The sequence below is a fragment of the Salipiger sp. genome, assembly GCF_048261495.1.
Classification (GTDB): domain Bacteria; phylum Pseudomonadota; class Alphaproteobacteria; order Rhodobacterales; family Rhodobacteraceae; genus Salipiger.
Genome location: NZ_JBLXFX010000005.1, coordinates 221,059 through 240,869, shown reverse-complemented (window position 1 = coordinate 240,869; position 19,811 = coordinate 221,059). Strand labels below are relative to the sequence as shown.

Genomic DNA, 19,811 nt, shown 5'->3' with positions numbered 1-19,811 from the left:
ACCGGCCCGCGTCTCGGGGCCGGCGGTCGTCGGCAGGCAGCGCGGTGCGTCCATGCCTCAGTCGCTCATGTTGCGGGGCAGCCAGAGCGCGAGGTCCGGCAGGTAGATGATGATCGCGATGAAGGCGATGAAGGCCAGCACGAAGGGCGCGATGCCGATGAAGACATCGTTGATGTCGGAATCCTTCGGCCGCAGGTTCTGGATCACGTAGAGGTTCAGCCCCACCGGCGGCGTGATCAGCGAGAGTTCCATCAGGATCGTCAGGAAGACACCGAACCACAGCGGGTCGAAGCCGGCGGCGATGACGATGGGCACGACGATGCCGACGGTCGTGACCATCATGGCCACCGCTTCGAGAAAGCAGCCGAGCACGGCGTAGAACAGCACGAGCAGCCAGATCAGCGCATAGGGTCCGAGCCCGGCCTCGGAGATCGCGCGCGAGGCGTCCTGCGGCAGGCCCAGGATGGAGATGATGAAGTTGAGGCAGAAGGCCGAGACGATGATGAGCATGATCATCGAGGTCGTGCGGAAGGCTGCCGCGAAGGCGGCGTGCATCATGCGGATCGACAGCTTGCGGTTCCAGGCCGCCAGCCCGAGGGCGGCGACGATGCCGAGGGCGGCCGCCTCGGTCGGCGTGGCGAGGCCGCCGTAGATGCTGCCCATGACGATGAAGAAGACGAGGAAGATCGGCGTGACCTTCCACAGCATCCGGATGCGTTGTGCGACGGGGACGGGTTCGCTCCGGATCGCGGGCGGGGCGATGAAGACCGAGACGATGACGATGGTCAGCGACATCATCCCGGCCAGCAGCAGGCCGGGTACGATGGCGGCGATGAACAGCTTGCTGACCGACAGTTCGGCAAGCGTGCCGTAGACGATCATGAGGATGCTCGGCGGGATCAGCACGCCCAGCGTCCCGCCCGAGGCGAGCGAACCGTAGATCAGGCGGCGGTTGTAGCCGCGCGCCTCGAGTTCGGGAATGGCGATGGTGCCGATGGTGGCGGCGGTCGCCACGCTCGACCCTGAGGTCGCGGCAAAGACGGTGCTGGCGTAGATGTTGGTATGCAGCAGGCCGCCGGGCAGCCGGTTCATCCAGACCGAAAGCGCGGAATAGAGCTGGTCCGCGACCCCGCCCCGGATCAGGATTTCGCCCAGCATGACGAACAGCGGGATGGCGACCAGGGTGAAGTCGTTCATCTTGTCCCAGGCGATCGAGCCGAGCGAGGCGACCATCATCCCGTTGCTCAGCAACTGGTCCGCGCCGTAGGCGAGCAGGATCAGGGCGCTGGCGACATGCAGCCCCAGCATGAGCAGGGCCAGAAGCCCGCCGACGAAGAGGAGTGCGATCTCCATTATTCGAGCCCCTGCACGCGGGCGCCGTCAACGCTGCCCGCGCCCGAGGCGTTCTCGCCCAGAAGCTCCGCCGTCCCCGCCTCGTCGCCGGTCAGGACGGTCTGGAACAGGTGCAGTAGGCGCACCAGGATGGCGAGGAAGAACAGGCAGAACCCGGCGGTCCAGATCGCCTGCGGGTAGACCATCGGCGTGCGCAGCGGCGTGTTCGAGAAGGCGCCGAACATCTGCGATTCCTCGGTCAGGCGGTAGGCTTCCAGCGCCAGCATGGCGACCACCACCCCGAGGATCGCGATGGCCAGCACGGCGAGGAGCCGGCCGACGGGCCGGGGAAGCTTGCGCACGACCAGGTCGATGCGGATGTGGGCATGTTCGTAAAAGCAGTAGGCCAGCCCCAGCGACGCGGTGGTCGCAAGAGCATAGCCGCCGTATTCGTCGATCCCCTGCAGGGATGCGTTGAACACCTTCCTCAGAACGACTTCGACGCAGATGCCGAAGGACAGCAGGATCACGAACCAGCCGCCGATGATGCAGGCGGCGTGCGAGACGGCCTGAAGGGCCGCCTCGGCCGTCGGTATGATACGTTTCATGGTTTTCTTGCGCCGAAGTCTTCTGGTGCGGAAGGGGGTCGCGGGCCGATCACTCGGCCGCGATCACCTTGCCGATGGTCTCGTCGAAACGCTCGCCGCATTCCGGGAAGATCGGGGTGCAGCTGGCTTTCCAGTTCGGGATGACCGTCTCGTTCACGATCTTGGCGAGGATGTCCTTGTCCGCTTCCGAAACCTCGGTGAAGGTCATGCTGCCCGGCTCTCCGCCCAGTTCGCATTCGCCCTGGCCGGTGGCGCAGGCGACGCCCTGCTGGTGGACGGCGGGCGCCATCTCCCAGAGCCGATCCTCGGCGACCTTCATCTTTGCCTTGATCATCTCCTGGTCCTCGGTCGACAGCTTGTCCCAGAAACCCTTGTTGGCGACCTGGATCACCTGGCTGTAGCTGCCGAGCGGGAAGTTGTAGAGGTGGTTCGCGACTTCGTGCCACTTCGTCCGGTAACCGTAGGTGGACCCGGTCGAGCCGCAATTCACCAGCCCCCGCTGCAGCGCCTGGTAGACCTCGCCGCCGGTCAGGTTGACCGCCGTGGCGCCGAGCTGTTCGAGGGTCTCCGCCGCCGGGGCCCCGGCGACCCGCACCTTGCGCCCGGCAAGGTCGGAGATGCTGTTCACCGGATCGTTGCACCAGACGATCTGCGGGTTGAACGGCCAGTGGCTCAGCAGCACGCCGTCGAAACGCTCCAGACGCTCGGCCATCGTCGGGCGGTAGGCGTCCGAGATCTTGCGCAGCGTCTCGTAGTCGTAGGCCAGTCCGGGCAGGTCGACCGCCACGAGCGAGGGTTCGTCACCGGCCACGTAGGCGGGGTTGATCGTCATGATGTCGAAGGAGCCGCGCTTGAGAAAGCGCAGCGCCTGGTCGCCCTTGAGACCGGATTCGTTCAGCGTCAGGTACTGGACCTCGATCCGGCCGCCGGAGTCCGCTTCGATGCTTTCCCACATCGGGCGGTCGACATCGTCGATCTGGGGCTGGTTGCCGAAGAAGCCGAGGACCTTGATCGTCACGTCGGCGGCCTGCGCCATGCCTGCCGTCGAAACGGCAAGGGCAAGCGCGGCGGTGATGACTCTGGATGCTTTTCTCACTGTTGAACGTCCCTGTTCGTTGGGGGGTATCCATGCCGCCCCTGCGGGCGACCATTCCGGTTTTGTCTGGGTCGGCGCGGGGCCGGAGCCGTGGAATTCCTGGTAACCCTCTGTTCTTGCTTGTCTGGTTCGAGGCGGCGCAGGCAAGTCGAAGGCCTGCGTCACCAGATGGTCAGATCCCGGTTGCGGGCAGGGCGCTGCGTGGCGTTGCCCTGCCGGTCACGCGTCCCCCCGGCCATGAGCCGCCCCGCGCCGGTCTCCGAGACCTGACCGGATTGAATTCTTTGCCCCCAGTGAATTTCCAATTAATTGTCGGAGCATCCATATAACTCAGGGTTATACGAGTGAACGTCCGCTACCTCGAGATCTTCAACGCCGTCATGCAGTCGGGCTCCACTTCGGCGGCGGCAGAGCTTCTGATGATCTCGCAGCCGGCGGTGTCGAACCAGCTGCGCCAGCTTGAATCGCAGATCGGGCTGCAACTGTTCGACCGTCGCAGCAGGCGCCTCGTCCCGACCCGCGAAGCGACATTGCTCTATGAGCGGTCGCGCAATTTCTTTACGGCATTACAATCGCTTGATGCCTTTTCCGAGCAGCTTCGCAGGGGCGAGCGCGGGGTCCTGAACTTTGTCTGCAGCCCCACCATGACGAACGGCTGCGTGCCCCAGGCCATCCGGCGTTTTCATCAGGACCGGCCGGAGGTGGCGCTCAAGATCGACATGCCCTCGAACGAGCGCATCGTCTCGATGATCCTCTCCGGGATGACCGAATTCGGCCTCACGATCACGCCGCTGGAGCATCCGAACCTCGAGTCCTCATTGCTCGCGAAGTTGCCGATATTCTGCGTTCTGCCGAAATATGATGCGCTTTCCGAACGCGAGACGATCCGGCCCGACGACCTTAAGGGGCGCAAGCTGATCTCCTACCCCCGGCAGTCCGAGGTCGGCCGGATCATCGAGTCGGTGTTGCCGGTCTCGGCCCGAAACGCCGCCCCCTTCGTCGAGGTGCGCTACATCTCCATGGCGCTCCGGGTGGCCGAGGCGACCGGGGGCATCGCGCTTGTGGACGAGGATACCGCGCTTGCCGCGAACCAGGATGTGGTGTGCGTGCGGCCCGTCGAGACCGATCAGTACCTGCCCCTGCTGGCGACGCATCTGAAGGGTCAGAAGCTGTCGCTCATCGCGGAACGCTTCATCGAGGACTACGTCAGGGTGACGCGCGCCGGTCCGCGCTGACCTGCCCCCGCCAGGCGGTTGTCCCTTGCCATCGCGGTGGCCGCCGGTGAACTATCGCACCGGGGAGGTCCGACTTCAGAAGGATCCGGGCACAATGACATCCAGACCACTCGCGGATCGCGTCGCGATCATCACCGGCGCGCGCGGCGATCTCGGGCAGGCCATCGCGGCGCGGCTTCACGAGGCCGGGGCGCGTGTCTGCCTTGTGGATCTCGAACCGGTCGCGCTGGCGGGGGAAACCGGCGAGGGGGTTCTGCCGCTTGCCTGCGACATCACCGACGAGGACGCGGTGGACCGGACCGTCCGGGCCGTTGCCGCGCATTGGGGGCGGATCGACATCATCGTCAACAACGCGGCCGCCGAGTCGCGCATCGGCAAGATCTGCGATCTGCCGGTGGAGGCGTGGAGGCACACGCTGGATGTGAACCTGACCGGCGCCTTCCTGCTGTCCCGCGCCGCGATCCCGCATCTGCGCGAGACCAAGGGCGTCATCCTGAACATCGCCTCGCAGCTCGGGCACGTGACGGCGCGGGGTCATGCCGCCTATTCGGCAAGCAAGGCCGGGCTGATGTCGCTCACGCGGACACTGGCGCTGGACCATGCCGACGAAGGCATCCGCGCGGTCAGCCTCTCGCCGGGGGCGGTCATGACCAGCCGCCTGATCCGCCGCGCGGGCAGCGAGGAGGAGGTTCTGAACCAGCACGGGCCGCGCCATCCCATCGGGCGCATCGGCAAACCCTCGGAAATCGCCGAGGCGGCCCTGTTCCTCGTCAGCGATGCCGCGGCCTTCATCACCGGCAGCGATCTGCTGGCCGACGGGGGGTATACGCTGAAGTAAGGTGGGTCACGCGCCTCCGGGGTCGGACAGTGCCGCCCGGACTGCCGGGCGAAGCTGTGCTTCCAGCCGGGCAGGGCGCAGGTGTGTGTCTCCCGATCCTGCGGTGCTCAGCTCCATGGCGATCGCCCGCCGCTCGTCCGTTTCGACGATCCAGAGCGCAGGGTCCGCCCACCCACGGAAGCGATGCCGTTCCAGAAAGGCGCGTACCGCGTCGGCGCCCGGCCGGGGCCAGGGCGGTGCAGGCGTCTCGCCTTCGAGCAGTTGCTGCACCGTGGCGAGGTCTTCCTGCCGTGCGGGCCTGAGGATCAGCTTGCCCGCCTGGCGCCGCGGCGGGTTCAGGAAATGCCATTGCTCGGGGGTCATCACGTGGTCGCGGCATGTCATGGCCGATCCCGCGCCATGAAAGAACAGGCGCCGAGTCACCGGACGGGGCGAAAAGCCGAGCCTGTGGAGAAGCGCGACCGAGGTGGCGTTGTCCTCGCGGCAGGTCGCGATCAGCGGCGGACCGTCCCTCGCGAAACAGGCTCCGAGCGCGGCGTGCAGGGCACACGTCATGTGCCCGCCGCCCTGATGCCGCGGATCAAGCCAGTACCAGAACCGCGGGCCGATACAGAAGCCGCCGATCACCCGCCCCGAGAGCTCCAGCAGCCGGACCGTCTGCAACGGATCGCGCGCGACGGCGAGCACCTCGCGCGCCTGCGCCGGGTCGACCGGCGGGCGGATGGCGGCAAGCCACTCGGCGACGCGCGGATCGGAGAGTTGGGCGGCGATCTCGGCCAGGTCGTCGTCGCGCATCTCGCGAAGCGTCGGGCGCGGCGGAACGGAGGGGGGCGGAGGCTGGATCATCGGACGGACCAGATGGCTGCGACGCGGGGATCGGCGCCGCCAAGGCACGCAAACCGATTCGCTGCGTCGCGGCGGAATGGGCATCGCGGCAGCCGGGCGGCCGAGGGGTTGGAACACATTTTTACGTCCTCCTCCGGACGGTGTAACGGGGCTTTACGATTTCCCGCCGCTCCAGCCATTGTCCGCCAAAAATTCATATTTTTCAAAGGTTTTGATTGCACGGCGGCGGCGCGGCGATAGCCTGTTGCGACCTTGGATCAACGGAGGGGAGGCCGCGATGATCACGAGCGATATCCGTCCTTTCAAGACCATTCCGACAGGCGCGGAGCGACGACGGCAGCCGCTGTCCGTCCCCCGGATCACCGGGAGTGCGCCGTGACGGACAACCCCGACACCCTCGAAGGCCTGCTGATGGCCCGGCTCGCCGTTGCGCAGAAGATCTCGGCGGCGACGGCGGAGCATCTGCGCCTGAACCAGCGGCTCTGCGGGATGGAGGTTCTGGAGATGGGCGAGGTCGAGGAGACGGCGCAGGGCATGGCGATGCTGCGCGACGAGATTTCCGCCTGCGAAGGCCGGATCGGAACACTGGAACGGGACATGGCCGCGCTTGACGAGGCATTGGCGCGGCACAGCAAGGGAGAAGCGACATGATCGAGACCAAACCACCGCAGGCGACCAACCTGTTCGACCTGATCGGACGGGAATGGGCGCTGGAGGGGGCCGTCACCGGGCTGACCTTCAACGCCGGGACCAGCGCGGTGGCCTGCGCGATGGAGGACGGCACCCTGACCATGCTGCCGGTGGCGGATTCCGAGCACCCGGAAAAGCGCATCCGCATGGACCTGGAAACCGGGCGCACCACGATCCGCCCGCGCGAAGGGGCGCTGCCCCATCCCCAGCGGACCGAACGCCTGCGCCCCGGCGCCGCGCTCTGCGCGCTGGGCGGGCAGGGCTTTGCGGTCGCGGGCGAGGGGGCCTCGCTCTGGCGGGTCACGGCGCGGGGTCAGACCGTGCGCCTGGCGCGGGACGGGGTGGCGCCGGTTTCGGCGCTCTGCTCGGTCGGGACGGAGCGGATCTGTGTCGCGCGGGACGGCCATCTGAGCCTGATGGATGCCGAGGACATGACCCTGCTGGCGAATTGCGCGCTCCCCCTGCCGGTAGAGCGGCTGGAGGCTTCGGCCGACGGCATGCTGATCGTCGCCTGGTCGCCCGAACGTTTCACCATCCTCAAGGCCGGAACGCTGGCCGTTCTGGCCGTCATCGCGGCCCCCGGTCAGGTCAACAGCCTTGCCTGGTCGCGGGACCGGCGCTGGATCGCGGCGGGTTGCGAGGACAAGTCACTGGTTCTGGTCGATGTGCTGCGCGGCCTTGCCGACCGGATCGTCGATTTCCCCGCCCCGGTCATGTCGGCCGGGTTCAACGCCGAGGCGGAGGCGCTGGTCGCGTCCGGGGCCTTTCGCGTGGTCGGCTGGCGTTTGCCCGACCTGCCGTTCGGAGACCACGAGGGCGACCCGATCCGCAGCGGCCGGGCGGGGCTGACCATCGTCGAACGGGTTGCGCCGAACCCGGTGCGCGACACCTGCGCGGTGGGTTATGCCAGCGGGTTGGTGACACTCTGCCCGCTCGGTGGGCGCGACGAGCTGATGTTGCGCGAAGGGGCGGGCGCGCCGGTCACGGCGCTGGACTGGTCCGGGGACGGTACGCACCTGGCGATCGGGTTCGCCGATGGCCGCGCGGGCATCGTGACCTTTCCCAAGGTCATGTTCAAGTAACTGCAAACACATGAAAATCGGGAGGAACCATGAAACCTGAACTGTCAGTCGAAGAACAGAGCAAGGACCGCTATTTCAAATCGCTCGCAGCGATCGCGGAAGAGATGGTCGAGGCGCATGGCAAGGATTTCGCCATGGGCGCGCTGGTGCTCGCCGCGCGCTGGATCGCCGAGGGCAAGTTCGGAAAGACCGAAGAGCCGGTCCACTAGTGGCGCGTCGCCCCGCCCGCGTGGCGGGGCGCGGGACGCGACAGGCTGCGGATCTGCTGGATCAGCACCCGCCCCAGCGGCGCGGCCAGCGGGGCGAGGCGCGCGTCGGCTGCGCCGGCGGGCGCCGCCATGTCCGCGGCGCGGCCAAGCGCGTCGCTCAGATCGGGGGCGATGAGATGCGCATAGGCACAGAGCTCATGAAGCCGGAAGGTCGAGAAATAGAGGGAATCGTCGTTGCCCAGCCCCCGGCGGTCCGGTTCGGGCGGGGTCAGGGCGTTGCTGTGCACCGCCGCCCCGAGAACCGCGAGCACCTGCTGCCGCCACCGGGCGTAGTCGGTATCGGCGGAGTGATCGAGCCCGATGTCGTAGAGCTTTTCCGTGACGGCGCGAAAGGCGCGGCCGCCGGCGATGTGGCGGCGCCAGAACTCGTTCGCCTCCTCCACATCGCGGCAGGCGACGAACCGCGCGGCGAGCTTGCGACGCGCCAGCAGCGCCAGCATCATGTCCACATCTTCCGAGATCGACCGGGCGATCTGCATTGCGGGCATCGGGAGGTTGGTCAGCGCAAGCATGCGCAGCGCGGTGACCTGTTCGATCAGGCGGGCGGAGACGGCCGTCATGCCCTGCCATTGCGCGGGATCGGGGCCTGCCGTGCCCTGCGCGCGGCCCTGCGTCGCGGCCTGGTTCAACGCCTTCAGCCAGATCACGCATTGATCAAAGAGAAACACCAGATCGACCTGCGCGCTGGTGCCCGTGTCGATCCGGGGCAGCGCGCGAAAGCCCGGCATGGCGCGCACGGCAATCCGCCAGGGGCCATCGAAATCAAGCCCTTGCGCCGACCAGAGCTGCCGGACCCGCGCCAGCAACTGCGGCGAGAGGCCCGGATACGACAACTCGGGCGGTGCACTGTCCAGGGGGACGATTTCGCCGATCAGATCGTCGCTCATGGGCCGGTCCATCCGCTTTGGGTTTCCCGCAGGATAGACGCGCGGCCGGTTCCGCGGCCAGAATTTTCTGCGCGGGGGGCAGTCTCATGTCGATGAGCCTCGGCCTTGTGACCACGCAGAAGCAGGCGTTCGTGCTTCACCAGTCGATGGCGCTTCTGCGGATGTCGTCGCAGGAGCTGACCGATTTCCTGCTCGAAACCGCCGAGGTCAATCCGCTCCTTCTCGTGACGCGTCCGAGGCGGCGGCTGCGGGTGCGCAACAGCACGACCGACGCGCTGGAGGCGATGGCGGAAGAGGCCTCCGCCAGCCTGTTCACCCATGTGACCGCCGAATTGCGCGGCCTGCTGGCGCGCGGCGGCCTGCTGGCGAGGATCGTCGAGGCGCTGATCGAGGAACTGGAGCCGAGCGGATGGCTGGGCGCGCCACTCTCCGGGATCGCCGGGCGGTTCGGGATCGCCGAGGCGCACGTGGCCTCGGTCCTGACGCTGGTGCAGAAACGGGTGGAGCCCGCGGGGCTCTTTGCGCGCTCGCTTCAGGAGTGCCTGCGCCTGCAACTGGAAGAGCAGGGCGAGGTCGGTCCCGACATGCTGGCCGTGCTGGCGCATCTCGATCTGCTGGAACGCGGCAACGCAGGCGATATCGCGAAACGGACGGGAGTGTCGCACGATCATGTGCTCGACTGCTTGGCGGCGCTGCGCAGGCTCGACCCCAAGCCCGGCGCGCGCTTTGCCCCGCCGTCTGCCGCCCTGATGCGCGAACCGGATGCGCAGGTGGTCCGCGGGCCGCATGGCTGGGAGGTCCGCTTCCACGCCGCTTCGGAACCGACGGTCGGCATCGCCGCGCTTCCGCGCGGCCTGCGCAGCGACGAGGTCGCGCAGGCGCTGAAACAGGCGCGGGCGCTGAAACAGGCGTTGGACTTGCGGCTCTCGGCGATGCGCAAGGTCGTGGCCGAACTCGTCGTCCGCCAGCAGGCCTATTTCGACCACGGCGCGGTGGCCCTGCACCCACTGGCGATGGCGGATCTCGCCCGGGCGACCGGGTTTCACGCGAGCACCGTCGGCCGCGTCCTGAACGGCTACCTGATCGAAGGGCCGCACGGCGTGATCGGCGCGCGCGATCTCTGCTCCGGCGCCGCCTCGCGAGGGAGCGGCGCCCATTCCAGAACGCAGGTGATGGCGCTGCTTCGGGGGCTTCTGGACAGCGAAGACCCCGCCGCGCCCCTGTCCGACGCCCGGCTGGCCGCGCTGCTGCTGGCCGAAGGCGTCACCCTTTCGCGCCGCATGGCAGCGAAATACCGCCAGCTTCTGGGCTATGCGCCCGCTGCGCTGCGGCGCCGACGCGCCTGATCCATCCCGTCCCGAACGCGCACGACCGGACATCCGGGATGTCCGGTGTAACGCTGCGTCACTGTCCGCTGTAACGTCCATCCGCCCGCCGTCCGACCGGGGTGTAACGCAATGTGACGGTGCGGCGGCCTGTCGCAGGTGCGCCCCCGCCCCGGAAATTTCCGCACAAAAATAAGTGGAAAATAAAACTTCTTAAAATCAACACCATGGCGGGAATTTTCCGGAAAGATCCCGCCCTTCTCCCGGCTCTGGAACGCCGCCTGCCTATTGGATCGGCACAAGATGAACGCTCCGCCCCCGGCGGGGAGGTCGCAAGAACGAAGGAGAGGAAGCCGCACCGCAGCGAAATCCGGCCCGCCAGCCCACCCGGCGCGCCGCACCGCAGCAAAGCCGCCGCTTTCCAACCTTTGCCGTGATCCACGGCCCGATGCCCGACCCGGGCGGAGGGCGCTTTGAACCCGGCGACGCATGTCGCCCATCATCGCGGCCGGACCACCGGCCGCCGAGCTTGAGAGGAGGCTCATGGCATGACTTTGACGTTGAACAAGATCACGTCGCAGCGTGGCATTTCGGTCGGGGAGGCCACGAAGAAGATTTCGGACCTCGGCTGGAATCCCACCTACGTCCAGGAGGCAAGCACCTTCCCCACGGACTACAAGATCACCAAGGCACCGCGCGATCCGATGAAGCAGGTGCTGCGGTCGTATTTCCCCATGGAGGAGGAAAAGGACAACCGCGTCTACGGCGCGCTCGACGCCGCTCTGCGTGGCGACATGTTCCGCAATGTCGAACCGCGCTGGATCGAATGGATGAAGCTGTTCCTGGCGATCATCCCCTTCCCGGAAATCTCGGCCGCGCGGTCGATGGCCATGGTGGCCCGTCTCGCACCGGGGGAGGATCTGCGCACCGGCTTCACCATGCAGATGGTGGATGAATTCCGCCACTCCACGATTCAGATGAACCTGAAGAAGTGGTACATGGAGAACTACATCGATCCGGCCGGCTTCGACATCACCGAAGAAGCCTTCGGCAAGTGTTATGCCACCACCATCGGACGCCAGTTCGGCGAGGGGTTCATCACCGGCGACACCATGACCGCCGCCTGCATGTACCTGACCGTGGTTGCGGAAACCGCCTTCACCAACACGCTGTTCGTGGCCATGCCGTCCGAAGCCGCCCGCAACGGCGACTATGCGCTGCCGACGGTGTTCCTGTCGGTGCAGTCCGACGAGAGCCGCCACATCGGCAACGGGCATTCGCTGCTGATGGCCGCTCTGAAGGAGCCGGAGAACCACCTGCTGCTCGAGCGCGACCTGCGCTACGCCTTCTGGCAGAACCACGCCATCGTCGATGCCGCCATCGGCACCTTCATCGAATACGGCACCACCAACCGCGACAAGGACAAGGAATCCTACGCGGAGATGTGGCACCGCTGGATCTTCGAGGACTACTACCGGACCTACATGCTGCCGCTCGAGAAGTATGGCGTGAAGGTGCACCACGACGACGTGCAGGAAGCCTGGAAGCGGATCACCGAAAAGAACTACGTCCACAAGGTCGCCCAGTTCTTTGCCGTCGGCTGGCCCGTCAACTTCTGGCGGATCGAGGCCCAGACCGACAAGGACTTCGAATGGTTCGAACACAAGTACCCGGGCTGGTACGCCGAGTTCGGCGAGTTCTGGAAATGGTACGACAAGCTGTCGGTCCCCGGTGAAAAGATCATCACCTTCAACGAGGATGTCGGCTACGTCTATCCGCACCGCTGCTGGTCCTGCCTGGTGCCCTGCCTCATCCGCGAGGACATGGTGGTCGACGAGATCGACGGGCAGCTCCACACCTTCGCGCACGAGCTGGATCGCTGGACCGCAGTCGAGGCCTTCTCGAACGAATACCAGGGCCGGCCGACTCCGGCGATGGGCAAGTTCTCGGGCAAGCGCGAGTGGGAGACGGTCTATGACGGCTGGGATCTTGCCGACGCGATCAAGGACCTGAACTTCGTCCGCGACGACGGCCAGACGCTCGTGCCGCAGCCGCACCTGCGGTTCGACGACAAGGACATGTGGAAGCTGGAGCACGTCCGCGGCCACACGCTCGGGTCGCCGCTGAACGCGCTGCGCGGGATGTCCCCGACGGATCGCGAGGCGCACATCGCCGAGTATCGCAAGGGCTTCACCATCAACCCCTGCAACTGATGCCGAAAGGAGAGGCCGCGCCGCGCGGCCTCTCCACCAAAGCTGCGCCCGGAAGAGGCGCGGAAGGACCCGGGAGAAGACAGACATGGCGGACATCCATACCGTCCGATTGGAGCCAGTTGGCGTGGAATTCGAGGTCGAGGAGGGCGAGACCATCCTCGATGCGGCCTTCCGCCAGGGCATCGCGCTGCCGCACGGCTGCAAGGAAGGCCAGTGCTCGGCCTGCAAATGCGTGCAGCTCGAGGGCGAGACCGAGATGCTGAAATATTCGACCTTCGCGCTGAACGACGGCGAGAAGGACAGCGGGCACGTCCTGATGTGCCGCACGCTGGCCTACAGCGACGTGGAGATCGAACTGCTCAACTACGACGAGGAGCTGCTCTCCAAGTCCATTCCCGTGAAGGACTATTCCGGCAGCATCGTCGATTTCCGCAAGCTGACCCACGACATCCGGAGCGTTCGGATCGACCTGGATGCGCCTCTCAAATTCTGGGCGGGCCAATATGTCGACATCACCGTCAGGACCGAAGAGGGGGAGGAGATTACACGCTCGTTCTCCATGGCAAATCCGCCGAGCGAAACCCAGAGCCTCTCCTTCATCATCAAGAAATACCCCGACGGACGATTCTCGAACGAACTCGACGACGGAGGAATCCGCGCCGGGGCCGAGGTCAGGGTCACCGGACCCTACGGGATGTGCTTCCGACGGGAAGACCGGGAAGGACCGGTGATCCTGGTGGGGGCGGGGTCGGGCATGTCGCCGGTCTGGTCGATCCTGCACGACCACATCGCGAGCGGCGAAGAGCGCCCGGTCTATTTCTTCTACGGCGCCCGGTCGCAATCCGACCTGTTCAAGCTGGACGAGATCGGCGCGGTGACGGCGGCCCATCCTTCGGTGCGCTTCATCCCCGTGCTGAGCCACGAGGAAGAAGGCAACGGCTGGGAGGGCGAGCGGGGCTTCGTGCACGAATGCGTCGACCGCACCCTGCGCGGGCTGGGGATCGAAGGCCAAGGCGATGTCTATGCCTGCGGCCCGCCGCCGATGATCGACGCGCTGACGCCGGTGCTCTTCATGCACGACTACGACACGGATCGCATCTTCTACGACAAGTTCACGCCCACTTCCGGTTCTTCGGGCCACTGAAACGGCCCGAACGCTAGTGACGTGAACACTCATCAACAAGGGAGGCTACAATGGTAGCAACATCAAGCTCGGTCGGATCCGGGGCAGCAGGCGCCGCGATCTTCGCAGGGTCCAAGAGCCGCAAGTACAATTACTACGAACCGCGCGGCAAGCGGGCGACCCATTACGAGGACGTCACCGTCGACGTGCAGCCCGATCCCGAACGCTACCTGATCCAGAACTGGATCATCGAGTTCGAGGGCGGCAAGGGCGGCGGCGCCTATCAGAAGACCTACACCAAGGCGCAGTCGTCGAACTGGCACGCCTTCCGCGCGCCGGACCAGGAATGGGAGCGGACCCACTACCAGCGCCAGTCCCGGATCGAGACGATGGTGCAGGCGGTGATCTCGAACGCCCGCAAGGCCGGCGCCCCCACCGCCTTCGACAAGGTCTGGACGATGGTGCTGCAGAAGCATCTCGGCGCCTGGAAGCATGCGGAATTCGGCATGGGCACCTCGCTCATGCAGGCGCAGCGCTACGGCTACACGCAGATGATCAACAACGCCACGCTGACCAATTCCTCGTACAAGATGCGGCTATCGCAGGACATCACGCTCTACCTGGCCGAGATCGGCATGGATATCGACGGCTGGGACGACACGCTGGGCAAGACCGCCTGGCTCGAGGATCCGATCTGGCAGCCGACCCGCGAGGCGATCGAGACGATCATGGGCACCGAGGATTACCTCGAACAGTATTTCGCCATCAACATCATCTTCGAACCGCTGGTGGGCGAACTGTTCCGCTCGGGGTTCCTGATGCAGGCGGCGGCGGCGAACAACGATTTCATCACCCCGCCGGTGATTTCGGCCGCCGAGGCGGACTACGAGCGCAACCTCGCCAACACGGTCGACCTTGTCTACCTGCTGGCCAACGACCCGGAGTTCGGGGCGCAGAACAGGGCGCTGTTCCAGTCCTGGATCAAGAAGCACGGCGACCTGGCCGACAAGGCCGCCGCCGCGCTGCAGCCGATCTGGTCGCAGCCGCATTCCAAGCCGGTCTCGTTCGAGGATGTCAAAGCCGTGTCGCACGAGCGCATCGGCCAGATCCTCGGCGAGCTGGGCCTGAACCGTTAATCGCATTCAAGGGAGACACACATGTCCAGCACTGCACGTGACGCGTCCAAGGGCAACATCTTCAAGGCCATGAAGGACATCACCTTCGAACAGTCCATCTCGCACCAGTGCGGGGTGACGATGAACGACAGCGTCGAGGCCCGCGCCATCGCCGAGTTCATGGATCAGGACCCCAAGGTGACGGTCACCTACAACCCGGCCACCATCCGCGTCGACGGCGAGGGCAAGCTGATCTTCAAGATGGACGAGATCGCCGAATTCCTCGGCCGCGACATGACGGCGGAAATCTTCGAGGTGAACACCTCCACCCACTATGGGCGGATGGTGCGCGTCGATGACAACACCGTCGTCCTCTACGGCGACATGGAAGAGATGTTCGAGTTCATCTGATCCACCGATCCGGGGCCGGGAGGGACACCGGCCCCGTCACCCCCAAACAGCCCATCCGACAGTGATTTCGAGGGAGGAAACCATGTTCAAGACACCCGACGGCAAGGAAGTGTTCATTCTGGACGCCCACACCCATTTCTGGGACGGCAGCCCCGAGAACCAGTCCAATATCCACGGCAAGCAGTTCATCGACTGCTTCTATGCCTACCACACCAACCTGAGCCCCAAGGAACATCTCTGGGAAAAGCCCAAGTTCGAGAAGTATTCCGAGGATGACATCTACCGCGACCTTTTCGTCGACGGTCCCGACGACATGGCGATCATCCAGTCGACCTACCTTTCGGACTTCTACAAGACCGGCTTTTCCAAGATCGAACGCAGCGCCTCGATGGCGGCGCGTCATCCCGAACGCTTCATCATCAACGGCACCTTCGATCCGCGCGACGGGGAAAAGGCGCTGGAATACATCCACTACATGAAGGAAGAGTTCGATATCACCGGCGTGAAGATGTACACGGCCGAGTGGAACGGCGACTCCAAGGGGTGGGCGCTGAACGATCCCGCCGCCTACAGGTGCTTCGAGCTTTGCGAGAAGCTGGGGATCAAGAACATCCACGTCCACAAGGGCCCGACGATCATCCCGCTGAGCCTCGACGCCTTCGACGTGCGCGACGTGGATTACGCGGCGACCGACTTCCAGAACCTGAACTGGATCATCGAACACTGCGGGCTGCCGCGCCTCGATGAATTCTGCTGGATCGCCACGCAGGAAACCAACGTCTACGGCGGGCTCGCCGTTGCGCTTCCCTTCATCCATGCCCGCCCGCGCTATTTCGGCGAGGTGATCGCAGAACTGCTTTTCTGGCTCGGCGAGGACAAGCTGCTCTTCGGGTCGGACTACGCGATCTGGACGCCGCAATGGCTGGTCGAGAAGTTCTGGAACTACCAGATCCCCGAGGACATCGCGCAGGAACGCGGCGTGCAATTGACCGATGCGATCAAGGAAAAGATCCTCGGGCTGAACGCGGCGCGGCTCTACGACATCGACGTCGCGGCCAAGACGGCGCAGCTTTCCGGCGCTCCGGTGCAGATCGCGGCGGAGTAGGGCCATGCTGATGACGGACATCGTCAGGGCCGACCTCGAGATGGAGGTCTGGGAATGCCTGGAGACGGTGACCGATCCCGAACTCGACGAACCCGTCACCGAGATGGGCTTCGTCGAGCGCGTGGAGGTCATCGACGGCCGCCGGGTCGAAGTGGATTTCCGGCTGCCGACCTACTGGTGTTCGCCCAATTTCGCGTTCCTGATGGCCTTCGGCATCCGGCGCGCGGTCTGTGCGTTGCCCTGGGTCCAGGACATGCAGGTCACGCTGGGCGATCATTGCTTCGGAGAGGAGGTCAACGAGGGGGTGAACAGCGGCCGGGCCTTCGGCGAGGTCTTCGCGCACTATTGCGACGGCGCCGACCTGGCCGAGGTCGCGGACAAGTTCCTCGCCAAGGCCTTCGACCGCCGGCAGGAGGTCATGCTGCTGGGGTTGCGCAAGCGCGGGATGACGGCGGGGGAAATCGTCGCGATGACCCTCGGCGCGTTCGACCGGATCCGCTTCGAAAGCAGGCAGGAGGCGGCGCAGAAACCGCGCTACCGTGAGCTGCTCCTGTCGCGGGGGCTGGCGCGCGGCCCGGACGATCCGGCCTTTCCGACCTGGGAGGGCAGGCCCCTTTCGGCACGGGCGCTGCCGGATCACCTCGAACGGCTGCGGGGCACCCGCATCAACATGGAGTTCAACGGGGCGATGTGCCGGGGCCTTGCCTCGACCCGCTACAAGGAGGTCGAGATCGGTCCCGACGGGCCGACCCTGGTGGATTTTATCGCCGGTCGCGTGCCGCCGCGGGAGAGCGTGGCGACGCGCAAGTAACGGACAAGACCGAATGTTTAGGGAGGACACCCGCGGCAGGCCCGCGCGGTGAAGGAGGAAGACATGGCAAAACTGCTTGTACACGGAAAATTCGCCCGCAAGGCGCTGGCACGCGGGGTCGCGCGGCTTGCCGCAGCGGTGGAACCGACGCTGGGGCCCAAGGGCATGAACGCGATGGTGGACCGCCCGGTGGGCACCCCGCTCATCACCCGTGACGGGGTCAGCATCGCATCGGAAATCGAACTGCGCGACCGCTTCGAAAACATGGGCGCACAGGTGGTCCGCGAGGTTTCGATGCAGACCAACGAGGTGGCGGGCGACGGCACCACCACCGCCATCGTTCTGGCAAACGCGCTGATCCAGCGTGGCGTGGCCCTGACCGACAACGGCGTGAAGCCGGTCGATCTCTGCAAGGGCATCGACATGGCGGTGCAGCGCATCGTCAACGCGATCGACCAGTCGTCCCGCGATTGCGAGGCGAACCCCGACTACCTGAAAGCCGTGGCGCGGGTGTCGGCCACCGATCCAGACCTCGGGGATCTCGTGGCCGAGGCCTTTCGCAGGGTCGGCCGCGAAGGCGTCATCACCGCCGATTTCGGCGTCACCATCGAGACGACGATGGAGGTGATGGAGGGCATGTCCTTCGAACGCGGCTACATCTCGCACCACATGGTGACGGACCGCGAGCACATGGAGGCGGTGCTGCGCAATCCGCTGATCCTGATGACCGACCAGAAGATCCTGCAGCCGTCGATCCTGGACGGGGCCATTGCGATCGCCGAAGGTGAGGGGCGTCCGCTGCTCATCATCGCGGAGGAAATCGCGCCCGAAGTCGTGATGAAGCTGCTCGGCAACGGCGGGGCGGGCAAGTTCCTCATCGTGCATCCTCCGGAATACGGCCATTGGCGCAGCGCCATGATGGACGATCTGGCCATCATCACCGGCGGCGAGGTTCTGGCCCGCGACCTCGGCAAGAGGATCGAGGATGTCACCCGCGACCAGCTCGGCGGCTGCGAAATGGTCCGCTCGACCGCCTCCGCCACCAGCGTTCTGAGGGGCGAGGGCGATCACGACGCGGTCGTCGCCCGGCGCAACCAGGTGCAGCGGATGCATGACGTGGCACCGCCGAATATCGAACAGGACAAGCTGCGCGAGCGCCTTGCCAAGCTCTCGGGCGGCAGCGCGATCATCTATGCGGGCGGCTTCACCCCGGTCGAACAGAAGCGCAAGGTCCAACTGATCGAGGACGCGCTCTGCGCCGTCCGCGCGGCGGCCGAGGATGGCGTCGTCGCCGGGGGCGGCACGGCGCTGGCCCAGGCGGCGCCGGTGCTCGACAACCTCACCGCCATCGGCGACGTGGGCAAGGGGATCGCCCTGGTGCGGGGCATCCTGACCCAGCCTCTCCGGCGGATCGCCACCAACGCGGGGGCCGATGCCGACGCGGTGGTCGAGGCGATCACCGCCGGCGCGGCGGGGCACGGCTACGACGCTGCGACCGGTGTCTACGGCGACATGTTCGAGGCCGGGATCATCGACCCCGCGCGGGTGCCCGCCTCGGCGCTCGTGAACGCCGCATCGGTCGCCACGCTGATCCTCACGACGGAAACGCTGGTCGGCGATCTGGACGAAGGCGAGGCCGACCCGACCGAAGGCGCGGCCCGCGGCGGCGGCGCCGAACTGCTCGGCCGTCCGTAACACCGTGTCCGGCCGTGCGCCCGCAACGGCGCGCACGGCCCCGATCCCAGGAAAGGAGCCCGAAAAATGAAGGCTGCAAGACTATACGAATACGACCCCGCGATGAACGTGGAGCTGAAGATTGAAGACGTTCCCCCTCCCACAATCACAGCTCCGGACGAGGTGGTCGTCAAGGTCGGTGCGGCAGGCCTGTGCCGTACCGACCTGCATATCATCGAAGGTGTCTGGAAGGACATCATGGACGGCGAAGGCTCGCTTCTGCCCTATGTCATGGGGCACGAGAACGCCGGCTGGGTCGAGGATGTCGGCAGCGCCGTCACCTCGGTCAAGCCCGGCGACGCGGTGATCTGCCACCCGTTCCGCAGTTGCGGCATCTGCCTCAACTGCCGTTACGGGCACGACATGTACTGCGATCACGGGCTGTTCCCCGGGCTCGGCCTCGATGGCGGATTTGCCGAGTACTTCAAGACCAACGAAGCCTCGCTCATCAAGCTCAACACCGGGATCACGCCGTTGTCGGTGGCGCCCATGGCCGATGCGGGCATCACCGCCTACCGGGCGGCCAAGAAGGCGGCGAAGCTTCTCCAGCCGGGCGGCTACGTGCTGCTTCTGGGGATCGGCGGGCTGGGGCACATCGCGCTCCAGGTGCTCAAGCACACCTGCGGCGCGCGGGTCATCGCGGTGGACCGGGAACCGGGGGCGCAGCTTCTGGCCAAGGAGCTGGGCGCGGACATCGTCCTGTCCGGCGGGCCGGACCTGATCCAGGAGGTCAAGGACCTGACCGGCGGCGGTGCGCATGTGGCCATCGACTTCGTCGGCGAGCATGGCACCGAGAACACATGCTGGAAGCTGCTGCGCCAGGGCGGAGAGCTCATCATGGTGGGCTACGGCGGCACGGTCGAAGTGCCGACGCTCGAACTTGTCGCCAACGAGATCAAGATCGGCGGCAGTCTTGTCGGGGATTTCATCGAACTGGTCGAACTGATGGAGCTGAATGCCGACGGGAAGGTGAAGATGCACCAGACCGAATACAAGCTGGCGAACATCAACCAGGCCATCGACGATTTCAAGAACCGCCGCTTCACCGGGCGCGGCGTGATCGTTCCCTGAAACTGGCCTGAAACCGGAAA

At 65.9% G+C, this 19,811-nt stretch carries 19 protein-coding genes; 14 read left to right on the top strand and 5 right to left on the bottom strand.

The window, feature by feature from the left end:
• Window positions 1-57: 57 nt before the first annotated feature.
• The 3 genes from ACN0RJ_RS12465 to ACN0RJ_RS12455 are packed head-to-tail and all read right to left on the bottom strand — an operon-like array spanning window position 58 to window position 3,036.
• A complete protein-coding gene (locus ACN0RJ_RS12465) occupies window positions 58-1,353 on the bottom strand; it encodes a TRAP transporter large permease (protein ID WP_417720201.1) in 1,296 nt (431 codons plus the stop codon).
• Entirely contained in the window at window positions 1,353-1,940 is a 588-nt protein-coding gene (locus ACN0RJ_RS12460; protein ID WP_417720200.1) for a TRAP transporter small permease subunit, read from the bottom strand. Before ACN0RJ_RS12460 ends, ACN0RJ_RS12465 begins: the two co-directional genes overlap by 1 nt.
• 49 nt (window positions 1,941-1,989) lie before the next feature.
• On the bottom strand, window positions 1,990-3,036 hold the full coding sequence (locus tag ACN0RJ_RS12455) for a TRAP transporter substrate-binding protein (protein ID WP_417720199.1): 1,047 nt from the start codon (window positions 3,034-3,036) through the stop codon (window positions 1,990-1,992).
• A gap of 344 nt (window positions 3,037-3,380) precedes the next feature.
• Here ACN0RJ_RS12455 and ACN0RJ_RS12450 point away from each other — a divergent pair, with 344 nt between their 5' ends.
• Window positions 3,381-4,271, top strand: a complete 891-nt coding sequence (locus ACN0RJ_RS12450) for a LysR family transcriptional regulator (protein ID WP_417720198.1) — start codon at window positions 3,381-3,383, stop codon at window positions 4,269-4,271.
• 94 nt (window positions 4,272-4,365) lie between these two features.
• Window positions 4,366-5,109: an SDR family NAD(P)-dependent oxidoreductase gene (locus ACN0RJ_RS12445; protein WP_417720197.1), complete on the top strand. Its 744-nt coding sequence runs from the start codon at window positions 4,366-4,368 to the stop codon at window positions 5,107-5,109.
• Window positions 5,110-5,115: 6 nt separating this feature from the next.
• Here ACN0RJ_RS12445 and ACN0RJ_RS12440 read toward each other — a convergent pair whose 3' ends face one another.
• On the bottom strand, window positions 5,116-5,904 hold the full coding sequence (locus tag ACN0RJ_RS12440; protein WP_417724461.1) for a GNAT family N-acetyltransferase: 789 nt from the start codon (window positions 5,902-5,904) through the stop codon (window positions 5,116-5,118).
• A gap of 426 nt (window positions 5,905-6,330) precedes the next feature.
• Here ACN0RJ_RS12440 and ACN0RJ_RS12435 point away from each other — a divergent pair, with 426 nt between their 5' ends.
• The 3 genes from ACN0RJ_RS12435 to ACN0RJ_RS12425 are packed head-to-tail and all read left to right on the top strand — an operon-like array spanning window position 6,331 to window position 7,936.
• Complete coding sequence (locus ACN0RJ_RS12435) at window positions 6,331-6,606, top strand: hypothetical protein (protein ID WP_417720195.1); 276 nt, start codon at window positions 6,331-6,333, stop codon at window positions 6,604-6,606.
• A complete protein-coding gene (locus ACN0RJ_RS12430) occupies window positions 6,603-7,727 on the top strand; it encodes a hypothetical protein (protein ID WP_417724460.1) in 1,125 nt (374 codons plus the stop codon). Before ACN0RJ_RS12435 ends, ACN0RJ_RS12430 begins: the two co-directional genes overlap by 4 nt.
• A gap of 29 nt (window positions 7,728-7,756) precedes the next feature.
• Entirely contained in the window at window positions 7,757-7,936 is a 180-nt protein-coding gene (locus tag ACN0RJ_RS12425) for a hypothetical protein (RefSeq protein WP_417724459.1), read from the top strand.
• Here ACN0RJ_RS12425 and ACN0RJ_RS12420 read toward each other — a convergent pair.
• On the bottom strand, window positions 7,933-8,883 hold the full coding sequence (locus tag ACN0RJ_RS12420; RefSeq protein WP_417724458.1) for a hypothetical protein: 951 nt from the start codon (window positions 8,881-8,883) through the stop codon (window positions 7,933-7,935). The two genes, ACN0RJ_RS12425 and ACN0RJ_RS12420, sit on opposite strands and share 4 nt — an antisense overlap.
• 86 nt (window positions 8,884-8,969) lie before the next feature.
• On the opposite strand from ACN0RJ_RS12420, the gene ACN0RJ_RS12415 reads away from it, so the two are divergent.
• From ACN0RJ_RS12415 to ACN0RJ_RS12375, 9 genes are all read left to right on the top strand, one after another.
• Window positions 8,970-10,229, top strand: coding sequence for an RNA polymerase subunit sigma-54 (locus ACN0RJ_RS12415; RefSeq protein WP_417724457.1), 1,260 nt, complete (start codon window positions 8,970-8,972; stop codon window positions 10,227-10,229).
• A gap of 527 nt (window positions 10,230-10,756) precedes the next feature.
• A complete protein-coding gene (locus ACN0RJ_RS12410) occupies window positions 10,757-12,421 on the top strand; it encodes an aromatic/alkene/methane monooxygenase hydroxylase/oxygenase subunit alpha (RefSeq protein ID WP_417720190.1) in 1,665 nt (554 codons plus the stop codon).
• Between the two features lie 85 nt (window positions 12,422-12,506).
• Window positions 12,507-13,565 (top strand): 2Fe-2S iron-sulfur cluster-binding protein, encoded by a 1,059-nt coding sequence (locus tag ACN0RJ_RS12405; protein WP_417720189.1) that lies wholly within the window; start codon window positions 12,507-12,509, stop codon window positions 13,563-13,565.
• A 50-nt stretch (window positions 13,566-13,615) separates the two neighbouring features.
• Window positions 13,616-14,680: an aromatic/alkene monooxygenase hydroxylase subunit beta gene (locus ACN0RJ_RS12400; RefSeq protein WP_417720188.1), complete on the top strand. Its 1,065-nt coding sequence runs from the start codon at window positions 13,616-13,618 to the stop codon at window positions 14,678-14,680.
• 21 nt (window positions 14,681-14,701) lie between these two features.
• Window positions 14,702-15,070, top strand: a complete 369-nt coding sequence (locus tag ACN0RJ_RS12395; protein ID WP_417720187.1) for an MmoB/DmpM family protein — start codon at window positions 14,702-14,704, stop codon at window positions 15,068-15,070.
• 82 nt (window positions 15,071-15,152) lie between these two features.
• The gene (locus tag ACN0RJ_RS12390; RefSeq protein WP_417720186.1) at window positions 15,153-16,175 is read left to right on the top strand and encodes an amidohydrolase family protein; all 1,023 of its coding nucleotides are present in this window, start codon (window positions 15,153-15,155) and stop codon (window positions 16,173-16,175) included.
• A 4-nt stretch (window positions 16,176-16,179) separates the two neighbouring features.
• Window positions 16,180-16,986 carry a metal-sulfur cluster assembly factor gene (locus tag ACN0RJ_RS12385; RefSeq protein ID WP_417720185.1) on the top strand — a complete coding sequence of 269 codons (807 nt, stop codon included), beginning with the start codon at window positions 16,180-16,182 and terminating at the stop codon, window positions 16,984-16,986.
• A gap of 63 nt (window positions 16,987-17,049) precedes the next feature.
• Window positions 17,050-18,681, top strand: coding sequence for a molecular chaperone GroEL (locus ACN0RJ_RS12380; RefSeq protein ID WP_417724456.1), 1,632 nt, complete (start codon window positions 17,050-17,052; stop codon window positions 18,679-18,681).
• 66 nt (window positions 18,682-18,747) lie between these two features.
• Complete coding sequence (locus tag ACN0RJ_RS12375; protein WP_417720183.1) at window positions 18,748-19,791, top strand: NAD(P)-dependent alcohol dehydrogenase; 1,044 nt, start codon at window positions 18,748-18,750, stop codon at window positions 19,789-19,791.
• Window positions 19,792-19,811 lie beyond the last annotated feature (20 nt).

Excerpts from the sequence above, each read along its gene's own strand:
- ACN0RJ_RS12415 (WP_417724457.1), top strand. The coding sequence starts at position 8,970 with ATGTCGATGAGCCTCGGCCTTGTGACCACGCAGAAGCAGGCGTTCGTG.
- ACN0RJ_RS12440 (WP_417724461.1), bottom strand. The coding sequence starts at position 5,904 with ATGCGCGACGACGACCTGGCCGAGATCGCCGCCCAACTCTCCGATCCG.
- ACN0RJ_RS12380 (WP_417724456.1), top strand. The coding sequence starts at position 17,050 with ATGGCAAAACTGCTTGTACACGGAAAATTCGCCCGCAAGGCGCTGGCA.
- ACN0RJ_RS12395 (WP_417720187.1), top strand. The coding sequence starts at position 14,702 with ATGTCCAGCACTGCACGTGACGCGTCCAAGGGCAACATCTTCAAGGCC.
- ACN0RJ_RS12460 (WP_417720200.1), bottom strand. The coding sequence starts at position 1,940 with ATGAAACGTATCATACCGACGGCCGAGGCGGCCCTTCAGGCCGTCTCG.
- ACN0RJ_RS12375 (WP_417720183.1), top strand. The coding sequence starts at position 18,748 with ATGAAGGCTGCAAGACTATACGAATACGACCCCGCGATGAACGTGGAG.
- ACN0RJ_RS12390 (WP_417720186.1), top strand. The coding sequence starts at position 15,153 with ATGTTCAAGACACCCGACGGCAAGGAAGTGTTCATTCTGGACGCCCAC.
- ACN0RJ_RS12420 (WP_417724458.1), bottom strand. The coding sequence starts at position 8,883 with ATGAGCGACGATCTGATCGGCGAAATCGTCCCCCTGGACAGTGCACCG.
- ACN0RJ_RS12465 (WP_417720201.1), bottom strand. The coding sequence starts at position 1,353 with ATGGAGATCGCACTCCTCTTCGTCGGCGGGCTTCTGGCCCTGCTCATG.
- ACN0RJ_RS12425 (WP_417724459.1), top strand. The coding sequence starts at position 7,757 with ATGAAACCTGAACTGTCAGTCGAAGAACAGAGCAAGGACCGCTATTTC.
- ACN0RJ_RS12405 (WP_417720189.1), top strand. The coding sequence starts at position 12,507 with ATGGCGGACATCCATACCGTCCGATTGGAGCCAGTTGGCGTGGAATTC.
- ACN0RJ_RS12445 (WP_417720197.1), top strand. The coding sequence starts at position 4,366 with ATGACATCCAGACCACTCGCGGATCGCGTCGCGATCATCACCGGCGCG.
- ACN0RJ_RS12385 (WP_417720185.1), top strand. The coding sequence starts at position 16,180 with ATGCTGATGACGGACATCGTCAGGGCCGACCTCGAGATGGAGGTCTGG.
- ACN0RJ_RS12430 (WP_417724460.1), top strand. The coding sequence starts at position 6,603 with ATGATCGAGACCAAACCACCGCAGGCGACCAACCTGTTCGACCTGATC.
- ACN0RJ_RS12400 (WP_417720188.1), top strand. The coding sequence starts at position 13,616 with ATGGTAGCAACATCAAGCTCGGTCGGATCCGGGGCAGCAGGCGCCGCG.
- ACN0RJ_RS12410 (WP_417720190.1), top strand. The coding sequence starts at position 10,757 with ATGACTTTGACGTTGAACAAGATCACGTCGCAGCGTGGCATTTCGGTC.